Origin of the sequence: Rhizobacter sp. SG703 (assembly GCF_012275445.1) — a bacterium.
Lineage (GTDB): Bacteria > Pseudomonadota > Gammaproteobacteria > Burkholderiales > Burkholderiaceae_C > Rhizobacter.
This window is the reverse complement of sequence record NZ_JAAZQK010000012.1, coordinates 93,066-106,534: the sequence shown is the minus strand read 5'-3', so window position 1 is coordinate 106,534 and position 13,469 is coordinate 93,066. Positions and strand designations below refer to the sequence as shown.

At 68.4% G+C, this 13,469-nt stretch carries 14 protein-coding genes; 11 read left to right on the top strand and 3 right to left on the bottom strand.

What is annotated here, in order from left to right; genetic code table 11:
* The first annotated feature begins 34 nt into the window (after positions 1–34).
* Positions 35–955 carry a DMT family transporter gene (locus FHT26_RS23755; RefSeq protein WP_168562568.1) on the top strand — a complete coding sequence of 307 codons (921 nt, stop codon included), beginning with the start codon at positions 35–37 and terminating at the stop codon, positions 953–955.
* An 87-nt stretch (positions 956–1,042) separates the two neighbouring features.
* Here FHT26_RS23755 and FHT26_RS23750 read toward each other — a convergent pair whose 3' ends face one another.
* Positions 1,043–1,267: a hypothetical protein gene (locus FHT26_RS23750; RefSeq protein ID WP_047504444.1), complete on the bottom strand. Its 225-nt coding sequence runs from the start codon at positions 1,265–1,267 to the stop codon at positions 1,043–1,045.
* A gap of 204 nt (positions 1,268–1,471) precedes the next feature.
* Here FHT26_RS23750 and FHT26_RS23745 point away from each other — a divergent pair, with 204 nt between their 5' ends.
* Positions 1,472–2,164 carry a DUF6781 family protein gene (locus FHT26_RS23745; protein WP_168562567.1) on the top strand — a complete coding sequence of 231 codons (693 nt, stop codon included), beginning with the start codon at positions 1,472–1,474 and terminating at the stop codon, positions 2,162–2,164.
* A 3-nt stretch (positions 2,165–2,167) separates the two neighbouring features.
* Here the strand turns inward: FHT26_RS23745 and FHT26_RS23740 are convergent, their stop codons facing one another.
* A complete protein-coding gene (locus tag FHT26_RS23740; protein ID WP_168562566.1) occupies positions 2,168–3,754 on the bottom strand; it encodes a discoidin domain-containing protein in 1,587 nt (528 codons plus the stop codon).
* Positions 3,755–3,946: 192 nt separating this feature from the next.
* Here FHT26_RS23740 and FHT26_RS23735 point away from each other — a divergent pair, with 192 nt between their 5' ends.
* The 7 genes from FHT26_RS23735 to FHT26_RS23705 all read left to right on the top strand — a co-directional run bounded on the left by FHT26_RS23735 (position 3,947) and on the right by FHT26_RS23705 (position 10,623).
* Positions 3,947–4,654, top strand: coding sequence for a FadR/GntR family transcriptional regulator (locus tag FHT26_RS23735; protein ID WP_168562565.1), 708 nt, complete (start codon positions 3,947–3,949; stop codon positions 4,652–4,654).
* Positions 4,654–5,289 carry a TRAP transporter small permease gene (locus FHT26_RS23730; protein ID WP_168562564.1) on the top strand — a complete coding sequence of 212 codons (636 nt, stop codon included), beginning with the start codon at positions 4,654–4,656 and terminating at the stop codon, positions 5,287–5,289. Before FHT26_RS23735 ends, FHT26_RS23730 begins: the two co-directional genes overlap by 1 nt.
* Positions 5,290–5,294: 5 nt before the next feature.
* Positions 5,295–6,686, top strand: coding sequence for a TRAP transporter large permease subunit (locus FHT26_RS23725; protein WP_168562681.1), 1,392 nt, complete (start codon positions 5,295–5,297; stop codon positions 6,684–6,686).
* A 55-nt stretch (positions 6,687–6,741) separates the two neighbouring features.
* Positions 6,742–7,728 (top strand): tripartite tricarboxylate transporter substrate binding protein, encoded by a 987-nt coding sequence (locus FHT26_RS23720; RefSeq protein ID WP_168562563.1) that lies wholly within the window; start codon positions 6,742–6,744, stop codon positions 7,726–7,728.
* A 7-nt stretch (positions 7,729–7,735) separates the two neighbouring features.
* Positions 7,736–8,728 (top strand): sialic acid TRAP transporter substrate-binding protein SiaP, encoded by a 993-nt coding sequence (locus FHT26_RS23715; protein ID WP_168562562.1) that lies wholly within the window; start codon positions 7,736–7,738, stop codon positions 8,726–8,728.
* A gap of 61 nt (positions 8,729–8,789) precedes the next feature.
* Entirely contained in the window at positions 8,790–9,572 is a 783-nt protein-coding gene (locus tag FHT26_RS23710; protein ID WP_168562561.1) for an SDR family oxidoreductase, read from the top strand.
* Between the two features lie 130 nt (positions 9,573–9,702).
* Positions 9,703–10,623 carry a hypothetical protein gene (locus FHT26_RS23705; protein ID WP_168562560.1) on the top strand — a complete coding sequence of 307 codons (921 nt, stop codon included), beginning with the start codon at positions 9,703–9,705 and terminating at the stop codon, positions 10,621–10,623.
* 16 nt (positions 10,624–10,639) lie between these two features.
* Here the strand turns inward: FHT26_RS23705 and FHT26_RS23700 are convergent, their stop codons facing one another.
* Positions 10,640–10,843 carry a hypothetical protein gene (locus FHT26_RS23700; protein ID WP_168562559.1) on the bottom strand — a complete coding sequence of 68 codons (204 nt, stop codon included), beginning with the start codon at positions 10,841–10,843 and terminating at the stop codon, positions 10,640–10,642.
* Between the two features lie 153 nt (positions 10,844–10,996).
* On the opposite strand from FHT26_RS23700, the gene FHT26_RS23695 reads away from it, so the two are divergent.
* Both FHT26_RS23695 and FHT26_RS23690 read left to right on the top strand, forming a co-directional pair.
* The gene (locus FHT26_RS23695) at positions 10,997–11,539 is read left to right on the top strand and encodes a pyridoxamine 5'-phosphate oxidase family protein (protein WP_168562558.1); all 543 of its coding nucleotides are present in this window, start codon (positions 10,997–10,999) and stop codon (positions 11,537–11,539) included.
* A 118-nt stretch (positions 11,540–11,657) separates the two neighbouring features.
* On the top strand, positions 11,658–13,469 hold the full coding sequence (locus FHT26_RS23690) for a glycosyl hydrolase (RefSeq protein ID WP_168562557.1): 1,812 nt from the start codon (positions 11,658–11,660) through the stop codon (positions 13,467–13,469).

Here is a 13,469-nt window from a genome sequence, read left to right as displayed (position 1 = left end):
CGGATCGCCATCCGGGCTACGTAGAATGGCCTCGATGAGCAGTGCTTCGCAGGTCCCCGCGACAGAGATTTCCGCCCCTTCCCGTCACTGGCCGGGCCTGCTGCTGGCCACGCTCGGTGCGATCGCGTTCTCCGGCAAGGCCATCATCGTCAAGCTGGCCTACCGGCACGACGTCGACGCGGTGACGCTGATCATGTACCGCATGCTGTTCGCGCTGCCGTTGTTCCTGCTGCTGTCGTGGTGGGCAGGGCGTGGCAAGCCGGCGTTGACGCGCCGCGACTGGATCGTCGTGCTGGGCCTCGGCTTCAGCGGCTATTACCTCGCGAGCTTCCTCGACTTCGCCGGGCTGCAGTACATCAGCGCGAGCCTCGAGCGGCTGATCCTCTACCTGAACCCGACGCTGGTGCTGTTCCTCGGCGTCGTGCTGTTCCGCAAGACGGTGAACCGCCGCCAGCTGATGGCGCTCGGCGTCAGCTATGCCGGCGTGCTGCTGGTGTTCGGGCACGAGATCCAGCTGGTCGGCTCGCACGTGGTGCTCGGCGCCGCGCTGGTGTTCGGCAGCGCGGTGAGCTATGCGCTGTACCTGGCGTTCAGTGGCGAAGAGGTCAAGCGGCTGGGCGCGCTGCGGCTCACGGGTCTCGCGACCACGGTGGCCTGCGTGCTCTGCATCGGGCAGTTCGTGGTGCTGCGGCCGATGGCGGCGGCGGTGGTGGCGCCCGAGGTGATCTGGCTGTCGGTGCTGAACGCGACGCTGTGCACCTTCGCGCCGGTGCTGATGGTGATGATGGCCATCGAGCGCATCGGCGCGACGATGGCGGCCCAGACCGGAATGGTCGGGCCGCTGTCGACGATCCTGATGGGCGTGCTGATCCTCGGCGAGCCGTTCACCGGCTGGGTCGCCGCCGGCACGGTCCTCGTACTGGCAGGGATCTGGCTGTTAGCCCGGGCTCGTTAGCGGAAGCGGGCCGAGCGCCGGGCCCCCAAGCCGGCCCGCATCCCCTCGGGGGATCGGTCGGTGTATTCGCCGACCGAGGGGCAGACATTACGCCTCGTCGGCTTCCTTGCACGATGGCGCGCAGACGAACTGGGTCTTGCCCAGCAGCTTGCGCGACTTCAGCGAAGTGCGCGCGCGGTGCTTGCCGCACAGGAAGCACGACATCGTCGCGGCGCTGAACACGCCGGCAGACGCAAACGGAGAGCCAGGGGCCTTGGTGCGATAACGCAGGCCTTCGGCATCGATCGAGTTCTTGACTTGGTCTTTGGCCATGGATCAGGGGGTTGCGGGCGCGGGTCGCGCACCCGGAGGGAAAGGGCGCGGATCGCGGGCCCCACAGAGGGCCCGCGACCGCGCGGGTCCGACATTATCAGGGCTGGCGAGGTTTCCTTCCTGAAAACAGTTGGATACCCTTGCCACGGCGCCGGATTCCACCGGACGGCCACATCACCGAGCATCCATCACCAGGAGAAGCGAATGAGCAAGTCAGGGATCGACCAGGACGCACTGATCGCCATGTTCTCTCAAGCCAGTGCCCGCCAGGGCGAGGCGCTGCGCAAGGCGGTCGGCGAGGCGACGCTGAAGGCGCTGCAGGGCCGCGAACTGACGCTGCAGAACATCCGCGGCGTCGTGAAGACGGTGACCAAGGCCGCGTCCACCGGGCTGGCCGACAACCCGTCGCCGGCAATCGACCCCGAGGCGCTGCTCGGCAAGGCCTTTGCCGGCATGGACGGCGCGCTGCTGCAGGCGGTCGAAGCGCACCGCAAGGCGCTGCAGCAGTTCGTCGACCAGGGCGTCGGCCTGCAGGAAAAGCAGCTGAAGGGCGCGCTGGCCGACCTGGAGAAGATGGAGGACACCTTCTTCGCGACCGTCAGCAAGGCGGCCGGCTCGGCCACCGAGCCGCTGCAGGGCGCCTGGAGCCAGGTGCTCGAGACGATGAAGCTGAAGGGCACCGACACCGGCGCGCAGGCTTCCAGCGCGGTCGAGCAGCTGGTGTCGCAGGCGCAATCGGCGATCCGCGACAGCCGCGCGCTCGGGCTGAAGACGGCGCAGGCGCTGCTGGACAGCTACTCGGCGCTGGTCAGCGGCGTGCTGATCGGCATGGCCGAGGGGCTGCAGCAGGGCGGCGAGGCCGCTGAGGCGCCGGCCGCGAAGACCCGGCGCCGTTGAACCTCAATGCACGGACAACTCGGTGATGCTGTTCCACTGGCTCGCCGTGCTGCCGTGCCCGGTGATGCGCACGTAGCGCGCCGTCACGTCGGTGATGTCGTAGTACTCCTCCGCGGTCGTCTGGCCGCTGGAGATGCCGCGCCAGCGCGTCGTCCAGCCGTTGCCATCGGGTGACGTCGCGATGTCGAAGCGCGCGCTGCGCTGGTCGCCCAGGTAGAAGGCGACGCCGACCTTCTGGATCGCGCGGCCCGAGCCGAGGTCCAGCGTGATCGCCTGGCCGTCGCCCTCGGCACTCCAGCGCGTCGCGAGGCTGTTGTCGATCGCGTTGGCCGCCGGGTTGCCGGCCTGCGCGCTGGTCGCGCTGACCGCCGCCACCGGCAGCGCCGCCAGCCCCGGGTCGACACGCCGCCAGCGCTGCATCGCCTCCAGCAGGTAGTAGTCGCCCCAGGCCGTGCCTTGGTTGTAGAGCGTGTTGCCGGCATGGTGGTTGTAGGCGCTCTGCAGCAGCAGCGCCTGGCTGTTCGACGGCAAGCCGAGGGTCGCGAACCACGGCGCCGACAGCAGCGCATTCAACGCCGTGCGCGCCGCGTTGCGGTAGGTCGTCGCGCGGGCGCTGTCGGTCTCCAGCAATGACAGCTCGATCAGTCCCGACGCCGCGATCGCCGCGGCCGAGGTGTCGCGCGGCGCGTTCGGGATCGCCGGGTCGTCGAAGTCCCAGTACGGCACCGCGTCGGCCGGCAGGTGCGCGAGGTACCAGTCGGCCATCTTGCGCGCGGTGTCGCGGAAAGTCGTCTCGCCGGTGAAGCGGTACGCCATCGTGAAGCCGTGGATGCCCCAGGCCTGGCCGCGCGCCCAGGTCGAGCTGTCGCTGTAGCCCTGCACCGTGGTGCGCGATTTCACCGCGCCGGTCACCGGGTCGTAGGTGACCAGGTGGTAGCTGCTTCCGTCGGCGCGCACGTGGTTGTCGCGCGTCTTCAGCGCGTGGCTGCGCGCCCGGTCGTAGAGCGCCGTCGAGCCGCCGTGCCGGCTGGCCCAGAACAGCAGCTCCAGGTTCATCATGTTGTCCATGATCACCTGGAAGTTCGCGTTGTCGCCGATCGAGCCCCACGAGCGCACCGCGCCCACCGTGCCGTTGTAGCGCTGGCTCAGCGAGTTCGCCGCGGTCAACGCCACCTGCCGGTAGCTGTCGACGCCGGTCAGCCGGTACGCATTGCCGAACGGCGTGAACACCATGAAGCCGACATCGTGCGTGCCGGTGTTGGTGTCCTGGCCTTCCATGCCGTTCTGCCAGGTCTGTGCCTGCGTGCTCCAGCCGTCGGCCGAGAACTGGCCATGCAGCAGCCACAGGTTGGCGGCGAAGAAGCCGCTGGTCCATTCGCCGGCGCCGGCATAGGTCCAGGCCTGCGCGGCGTCGCTGGTCGTGACCTTCGGGTACGAGGTCTTGTTGCTGCGCTGTGCGACCGCGCCGTCCTGCTGCACCGCGACGGCCCAGCCGTTGCGGATCTTCAGGTCCAGCGCGTCCTCGGCCTTCGCGGCAGCATGGGCGGCCAGCGCGCACGCCGCCGCCGCGAGCATCGATCTCGGGGTCATGTCGTCTCCTTCATTGTTCTGGTCGAGGAATTGGACAAGTGGTCAGGCCAATTGGCAACAACGCGGGCGTCAGGGAGTTCCCTGTCAGGGCCAACCCCTCTTGGATCGAGGGGGCGGCTCCCGGAAGATCAACTGGCCTGACCAATTGCGGCCCTTCGGTCGCCACGCCCCGCCCGCCAGGCTCCCGCCGCCATGCCCATCCAGACCATCGAGAGCCGCCGGCTGTACCGGCAGATCGCCGACCAGCTGAGCCGCCTCATCGACAAGGGCGAGTTCCGCGTCGGTGCACGGCTGCCGTCGGAGCGCGACCTGTCGGAGCAGCTCGGGGTGAGCCGGCCGTCGGTGCGCGAGGCGCTGATCGCGCTGGAGGTCGAAGGCCTGGTCGAGGTGCGCGGCGGGGCTGGCGTGTTCGTCTGCGCGCGCAAGCCGGTCAACGCGTCGCACCGCGCCGAGGTGAGCCAGCCGGGCCCGTTCGACCTGATCCGCGCGCGCTGGATCATCGAATCCGAAGCCGCCGCGCTGGCCGCGACCCATGCCACGCCGGAACACCTCCAGCGCCTGAAGAGCGCGCTGCACGACATGCAGCGCCATGCGACGCATGCGCCGGAGGCGGTGGCGGCCGACGAGCGCTTCCACCTGTGCCTGGCCGAGGCCAGCGGCAACAGCGCGCTGCTGATGGTGGTGCAGCAGCTGTGGGAGGCGCGCACCGGCCCGCTGTACACGCAGATGGAGTCGCACTTCTCCGGCGAGGCGGTGTGGAAGCAGGCCGTCGAAGAGCATGGCGAGCTGCTGCAGGCGGTGGCCGGGCGCGACCCGCGCGCGGCGCGCGAAGCGATGCGCAAGCACATGAAGAACGCCGAGGTGCGCTTCGCCTCGGGCTGGAAGCCGGGAGAGCACTGATGCCGCCTGCCGTCGTCGACCCCTTGCTGCAGGCGCCGCCGTCTACCGTTGCGCAGGAGGCGGCGCACTTCGACATCCACGATGCCGATGTCGACCTGCGCGCCTACCGCGCCGAAGACTGGCTCGCGTTCGTGCTGTTCGCGCTGCTCGGCGCGACGGTCTTCTACCAGTTCTTCACCCGCTATGCGCTGAACGATTCGGCCTCGTGGACCGAGGAGATCGCGCGCTATTTCCTGGTCGCGATCGTCTTCATCGGCGCGGCGATCGGCGTGCGCAAGAACAACCACATCCAGGTCGACTACCTGTACCGCGTGCTGCCCGCGAAGCCGATGCGCTTGGTGGCCACCGTAGTCGACGTGGTCCGCATCGCCTTCCTCGGCACCTGCGCGGTGCTGACCTGGCAGTTGATCGGGCGCATCGGCGCGAGCCGCATGGCGGTCGTCGACCTGCCGATGGGGCTGGTGTATGGCGCGGTGCTGCTCGGCTTCGCGGCGATGACCTGGCGCGCGATCGGCGTGGCGCGCGCGAACTGGCGGCGTGGTGCGTCGGTGCTCGAACGGCCCGAGCTGGCGGATGGGGGATCGGAGCTGAGCCCGGCGCCGGACCGCTCCAAGCCGGGCGAGGGGTCGTCATGACCGCGGTGTTCAAGCTCGTCTTCCTCGCGTTCATGGGTGCCGGCGTGCCGGTCGCGATCGCGATGGCCGCGGCGGTGCTGCTGTTCGTGCTGCTGAGCGGCAACGCGCCGCCGTTCGTCGTGATCCACCGCATGGTCGGCGGCATCGACAGCTTCCCGCTGCTGGCCGTGCCGTTCTTCATCCTGGCCGGCAACCTGATGAACGTGGCCGGCATCACGACGCGCATCTACAACTTCTCGCTCGCGCTGGTGGGCTGGCTGCGCGGCGGCCTGGCGCACGTCAACATCGTCGGCTCGGTGATCTTCGCCGGCATGAGCGGCACCGCGATCGCCGATGCGGCCGGCCTCGGCACCATCGAGATCAAGGCGATGAAGGACCACGGCTACAGCACCGAGTTCGCGGTCGGCGTGACGGCCGCATCGGCGACGCTCGGGCCGATCATCCCGCCGTCGCTGCCGTTCGTGATCTACGCGATGTTCGCCAACGTGTCGGTCGGCCAGCTGTTCCTCGCCGGCATCGTGCCCGGCGCGGTGATGGCGCTGCTGATGATGCTGACGGTGGCCTGGTTCGCGCGCCGCAACGGCTGGGGCCGCGACACCCGGCCCGAATGGCGCCGCATCGCGAAGGCGCTGGCCGAGCTGGCGGTGGTGGTGGCGTTCCCGGTCGTGCTGTGGGCACTGTCGGGCACCGGCGTCAACATGCAGCTGGCCTGCGCGCTCGCGCTGGCGGCGCTGCTGGTGGCCGACCGCTTCTTCCGCTTCGATGCGGTGCTGCCGATCATGACGCCGGTGCTGCTGATCGGCGGCATGACGAGCGGCCTGTTCACCGCCACCGAAGGCGCGATCGCCGCCTGCGTGTGGGCGCTGTTCCTCGGGCTGGTCTGGTACCGCACGCTCAGCCTGAAGACGCTGGTCAAGGCGTGCATGGACACGGTGGAGACCTCGTCGACGGTGCTGTTCATCGTCGCGGCGGCGTCGATCTTCGGCTGGATGCTCACCGCCACCCGCACCACCGAGCTGATCGCGCAATGGGTGCTCACCTTCGCGACCGAGCCGTGGCAGTTCCTGCTGCTGGCGAATGCGCTGATGCTGTTCGTCGGCTGCTTCCTGGAGCCGACCGCGGCGATCACCATCCTCGTGCCGATCCTGCTGCCGATCGTGCAGCACCTGGGCATCGACCCGGTGCACTTCGGGCTGGTGATGGTGCTGAACCTGATGATCGGGCTGCTGCACCCGCCGATGGGCCTGGTGCTGTTCGTGCTGGCGCGCGTGGCCCGGCTGTCGGTCGAGCGCACGACGATGGCGATCCTGCCGTGGCTGGTGCCGCTGCTCGGCTCGCTGGCGCTGGTGACCTTCGTGCCGGCGGTCTCGCTGTGGCTGCCGCGGCTGCTGTCCTGACGATGTGCTTTTCCCGATCCCTGACGACACCGACAATTGAACGGAGACAACGACGATGATTCGCTTCGACGCTGCGCGGCATGCCCTGCTGTTGGCCGCCGCCTGCCTGCTGCCCCTGGCCGGAATCGCGGCCTTCACCGCGTCCAACGCCCGGGCCGCCGACTACCCCACGCGCCCGATCGAACTGCTGGTGCCCTACCAGCCCGGCGGCGGCACCGATGCGCTCGCGCGCGCCTTCGCCGAAGCCTCGCGCAAGCACCTGCCGGCGTCGATGTACGTCAGCAACAAGCCCGGTGCCAGCGGCGCCATCGGCTGGGGCTACGTGATCAACAGCAAGCCCGACGGCTACACGCTTGCGGTGATGACGGTCGAGATCGCGACGCTGCCGCACCTCGGCCTTGCGAAGTTCACGCACGAAGACTTCATCCCGATCGCACAGCTCAACGCCGACCCGGCTGCGATCACGGTGCGCGCCGATGCGCCGTGGAACACCTACGAGGAATTCATCGCCGCCGCGAAGAAGGGCGACCTGCGTGTCGGCAACTCGGGCGTCGGCTCGATCTGGCACCTGGCCGCGGCGGCGCTCGAAGACCGCACCGGCGCGAAGTTCCTGCACGTGCCCTACCAGGGTGCCGGGCCGGCGGTGCTGGCGCTGATGGGCTCGCAGATCGACGCGGTGTCGGTCAGCCCGGCCGAGGTCACGACCTACGTGCAGGCCGGCAAGCTGAAGACGCTGGCGGTGATGGCCGACCAGCGCGTGAAGGGTTTCGAGAAGGTGCCGACGCTGAAGGAGCGCGGCGTCGACCTGAGCATCGGCACCTGGCGCGGGCTGGGCGTGGCCAAGGGCACGCCGCAGGACGTCGTCGACGTGCTGCGCGCCGCCACGCAGAAGACCGCCGCCGAGCCGAGCCTGCGCGAGGCGATGGACAAGCTGAACCTCGGCTATGCGTATGCCGATGCGGCGGCCTTCAAGACCGTGATCGCGCGCGACCACGAGACCTTCAAGGTGTTGATCCCGAAGCTGAACCTGAACAAGCCATGAGGAGACGATGATGATGTTGACCACCGTCCTGAAGCAGGTCGCCGTTGCTGGGGCCGTCGCCGTGCTGGCGCTGTGCGGCACCGCCACGCTGGCGCAGACCAAGCTGAAGTGGGCCCACGTCTACGAGACCAGCGAGCCGTACCACAAGCAGGCGCTGTGGGCCGCTGAAGAGATCAAGAAGCGCAGCAACGGCAAGTACCTGATCGACGTGTTCCCGGCGTCGACGCTCGGCAAGGAGACCGACATCAACCAGGGGCTGACGCTCGGCACGGTGGACATCATCTACACCGGCATGGCCTTCGCCGGGCGCGCGTACCCGCCGCTGTCGATCGCGTCGGGGCCGTTCATCTTCCGCGACCATGCGCACTGGCAGAGCTTTCGCGACAGCGCCATCTTCAAGGAGCTGGCCGCGGGCTACGAGGCCAAGAGCGGCGGCAACCACATCGTCGGCTACACCTACTACGGCCAGCGCCACCTCACCGCCAACAAGCAGGTGCTGAAGCCGGAGGACATGAAGGGCATGAAGCTGCGCGTGCCGGATGCGCCGCTGTTCATGATGTTCCCGCGCGCGGTGGGCGCGAACCCGACGCCGATCGCCTTCGCCGAGGTCTACCTCGCGCTGCAGAACGGCACGGTCGACGCGCAGGAGAACCCGCTGCCGACCATCGAGGCGAAGAAGTTCTACGAGGTGCAGAAGTACACGATGCTGACCGGGCACATCACCGAATCGCTGGTGACCATCGTGTCCGGCACCACCTGGGGCACGCTGCCGGCGGCCGACCGCAAGCTGTTCGAGCAGGTGCTGTGGGAGGCGTCGACCCGCGCGAGCAACGACATCGTCGAAGCGGAGACGCGGCTGCTGACCGAGTTCGAGAAGGCCGGCCGCACGATCGTGAAGGTCGACCGCAAGCCGTTCATGCAGGCGGTGCAGAAGGCAGTGACGGCGCCCGATGCGCCGTGGTCGAAGGAGTTGTATGACCGGGTCGAGGCGCTGAAGTAGCGAGTTCGCCGAGAATCCGCCGATGCAGCCCGGATGCCGATCCGGGACGAAAGGAACGCAGATGGATCTCGGAATCGAAGGCAAGTGGGCGCTGGTGTGTGCCGCCAGCAAGGGCCTGGGCAAGGGCTGCGCGCAGGCGCTGGTGCGAGAGGGCGTCAACGTGGTGATCACCGCGCGCGGTGCCGACGCGCTTGAGGCCACGGCTGCCGAGCTGCGTGCATTGAAGCGCGGCGAGGTGCGCACGGTGGCGGGCGACATCACGACCGCCGCCGGCCGCGAGGCGGCGCTGGCGGCGTGTCCGCAGGTCGACATCCTGGTCAACAACGCCGGCGGCCCGCCGCCCGGCGATTTCCGCCAATGGGGCCGCGATGACTGGATCCAGGCGCTGGACGCCAACATGCTGACGCCGATCGAGCTGATCAAGGCGACGGTCGACGCGATGGCGGCCCGCGGCTACGGGCGCGTGGTCAACATCACCTCGGGCGCGGTGAAGGCGCCGATCGGCGTGCTGGGGCTGTCGAACGGCGCGCGCAGCGGGCTGACCGGCTTCGTCGCCGGCCTGGCGCGCAGCAACATCGCCGCGAAGAACGTGACGATCAACGGCCTGCTGCCGGGCGCGTTCGACACCGACCGGCTGCGAACCACGGTGCGCGCCGGCGCGCAGAAGGCCGGCCAGGACGTCGATGCCGCCTGGGACCTGCGCCGCAAGACGATCCCGGCCCAGCGCTTCGGCACGCCCGACGAGTTCGGCGCGTTCTGCGCCTTCCTGTGCAGCGTGCAGGCGGGGTACCTGACGGGGCAGAACATCCTGCTGGATGGCGGGTCGTACGCGGGGACGTTCTAGGCGGAAAAATGTACTGCGCGTGGAACGATGGGGCGGCTGGGGTGACATACCGGGCGTTACTCGGGTGAGGGCTCGGCGGTGAGGCTGAGGTGGCGCCTGGGGTGTTGTCACAGACCTCGCAAAGGCCATCATGGGTGCTTCCAATATTCGCCACGACCCTCGTCGCAATCCTCTGCGTGTTTCACAGCAGGGCAGCGAAGCTGTCGATTACAAGAACATACGGGTGTGGAATGGCCCTCCACGGGTCACAGCTGAAATTGCGGCTAACCGTGGGCGTGCTCGTCCTTGCACGCCCCAACGGTCGAGCGTCGGCAAATCGGGCTCGGGCGCCGGACGCGGGTCGCATCTCTTCAAGGTCCCGTCGTTCGTATCCATCTATGGCAATCAAAGCTTGAGTCAGGACGCCGACGAACTCCTGAGCGAACTCCGTTCCATTCAGGATTACTACGACAACAAGCGTCGCGACGCACCGATCGGGACGACCACGCCTGAGGTCCAATCCGAGGACTGGACGCGCATCGGGGACCTTGTCAACGCCTTGACAGCTTGCTCGGAGTTCGCCAAGTTTTCGCCGGTGTTGAGCAATCCCATTGGAGCCCTGCAACCGCTGCTGGGTCAGCCGGGGCAGGCGCGATACGGCGCATGGACGGCGGTGTGTCGAAACCTCAAGAACCTGGGTCGACCGAATCCCGCTCGATCGACGCCGCGTGGGGCGAGCGCGGGCGCAGCGACCCCGCTTGCACCGCAGATGCCTGCGACGACATGCCTGGCAGCCAAGCGAGGCATGACGGCGCTGCGCGATCGGTACGACGCGCGTGTGCTGCAGCCGGGAGCGAACCGTCAACTTGCACAAAATGAAGTCAACGAGCTTTACCAGCACGTCAGCCACATCATGAGCAACCAAGATTCTGGTCGACATTTCCCGACGTCCCAAGAGTGGGGACGGTTGAACGACTTGTGGTACCGCTTGAATCAGCGTCCGGTTTCCGCAGAAGCGGTGCGGATCGCCTGGGTGTGGGTCAAGGACGCCTTGCCCGCCACCAGCACGTGACGCGACGGACCTGAGGTCACCCCTCGCCAAGCGTCGGCGCCTGCGTCAGCTCCGCATCCACATTCATCAACACGCTGGCCAGCGACAGCGCGCGCCACAGGTGGGGTGGCATCGCCATGATGGCTTCGGGTGACTTGGCGCTGGCGACCCAGGCGCCGATCTCGGCATGTTGCTCGATCGTCAGCAGGTGCCGACGGCGCATGTCGTCCAGGGTTTCCATCGAGGGCCTCTCCATGTCACGAGACGCGAGGCTGCGCCTGATGCATGGATCATCGCATGAGGCCTTCGCCAGCGAGCCATGCCGGACGCGGCTTACGCCGACACGGCATGCGGCCCGGCTGACGTCGCGATGACGCCGCGGGAAGATGAAGCCATGGACTCCATCAACCAGCAACAACCCGAGCAGAACCGCCAGGACCTGCAAGCCGGCGACGCCGTCGCCCGCATCCGCGAGGTCGTCGACCGGAACGCGTCGTGCTTCTTCTGCACCGCAAGCCGCCTGGGTGGCGCGATCGCCGCGCGGCCGATGAGCGTGCAGCAGGCCGACGAGCGCGGCCACCTGTGGTTCCTCAGCGCGAGCGACAGCCACAAGAACGCCGAGATCGCCGTCGACCCTGCAGTCACGCTGTATTTCCAGGCGTCGAAGCATTCCGACTTCCTTCACCTGCGCGGCCGCGCCAGCGTCTCGACCGACAAGGCGAAGATCAAGGCACTGTGGTCCGCGCCGCTGAAGACCTGGTTCACCGGCGGTGTCGACGACCCGCGCATCACCGTCATCGAGTTCGCGCCGACCGACGGCTACTACTGGGACAACAAGCACGGCGATGCGGTCGCCGGCCTGAAGATCCTGCTCGGCGCCGCGATCGGCAAGACGCTGGACGACTCCATCGAAGGCCGCATCCGCCTGCCGAGCTGACAGCTACACACCTGCTCACATCCCCGCCGTTGCCAGTTGGAACCAGTTCCATAACACTGCGCTCCGCAGGCGATGACCTGCCAACAAAAGGGGACGGACGATGCGCAGGATTCACTCGATGTGGAAGGCCGCCGGCGTGGCCGCGGCGATCAGCCTGATCGGCACGCTGGCCGCTTGCGGCGGCTCTGAAGGCGACCGTGCGAGCGGCACCGCGGAGGCGCCGACAGCCGCTGTGCCGACCGAAGCGGCGGCTGCCTTTTCGCCATCGTCCGACACCACGCTGCCGCTGCAGGCCGAGCGCTACGTGCTCGCCAACACCGGCACCAACCAATGCCTCGAAGCCGCGCCCGACAACGTCGACGGCGCGCGCTTTCGCTTCGCCGATTGCAACAGCGGCACGGCCCAGGCCTTCGGTGTGAGCCTGGATGCTGCAGGCCGCTACAAATTGTTGGCCGCCAGCGGCCGTGCGATGGATGTCGCCGGTGCCTCGGGGGCCGACGGCGCGACCGTGCAGCAGTGGACGGACAACGGCACCAATGCACAGCGCTTCGCGTTCAAGCGGCTCGGCGGCAACCGCTTCGCGCTGGTGAACTCGGGCAGCGGCAAATGCGTTGCGCCGTCGAGCAGCACCGGGCTGCAGCAGCTCGCCTGCAAGGACGAGCCGGCGCAGTCGTTCACCGTGCACCCTGTCGCCGGCGGCGGCAAGGCCGGGCCGGCAGTGGGTCGCTATTCGGTGCGCTCGGTGCATTCGCAGCTGTGCATCGGCATCGAAGGCGCGAGCACCGCCGACGGCGCCCGCCCCTTGCAGGCCGCGTGCGCGAGCGATGACGCCCAGCGCTTCGACATCGCCTCGGCCGGCGGCGGCGCCTGGCGCCTGACCAACGTGCGCAGCGGCAAGTCGATCAGCGTCGCCGCATCGTCCACCGCCAATGGCGCAGCGGTGCAGCAACTGACCGACACCGCCGCCGCGAACCAACGCTACACCGCGACCGCCGTCGGCGACGCCTTCGAGCTGAAGGCCGGCCACAGCGGCAAGTGCCTCGACGTGCGCGACTTCAGCAATGCCGTCGGCGGCGTGGTGCACCAGTGGGACTGCACCCGCAACGACAACCAGCAATGGCGCCTGGTGCCCGATGGCGGCACGACGACGCCGTCGAACCCGGTCGGCAAGAGCGCCAAGCGCGGCATCGCGTACGACGTGGCCACGACCGGCGACCTGAACGCGCTGTCGCCCGGCGTGTCCTGGTGGTACAACTGGTCGCCGCGGCCGAAGCTGACGCCGCCGGCCGGCACCGACTTCGTGCCGATGCTGTGGAACTTCAGCTTCAACGATGCCGAGATCGAAGCGCTGCTGAAGGCCAACCCGCGGTACACCTACCTGCTGGTGCTGAACGAGCCGAACCTGTGGGGCCAGGCGACGATGTCGCCGGCCGACGCCGCGGCGGCCTGGCCGCGCGTCGAGGCACTGGCCGCGAAGATCGGCGTGAAGATCGTCGGCCCGCAGATCACCTGGGGCAACCTGGCCGGTTTCGAGGACCCCGTCGTCTGGATGGATGCCTTCTACGCCGCCTACCGGGCCGCCAACGGCCAGCGCGCGCCGCGCATCGACATGCTGGCCTTCCACTGGTACGACTACGGCCTGGGGGCCCAGCTCGATCGCCTGACGAAGTATGGCAAGCCGTTCTGGGTCACCGAGTTCGCGAACTGGCACAACGGCGACGGCTCGGCGCAGATCGACAGCGTCGCGAAGCAGAAGGCGCAGATGAGCGAGATGGTCGGCGTGCTGGAGAACCGGGCCGATGTCGTGCGCTACGCCTGGTTCACCGGCCGCTGGAGCAACGACGTGCACTTCTCGAGCCTGCTCGGCGCCGACGGCCAGCTCACCGAACTGGGCAGGTACTACCTGTCGCTGCCCTACAAGCAGCCCTGA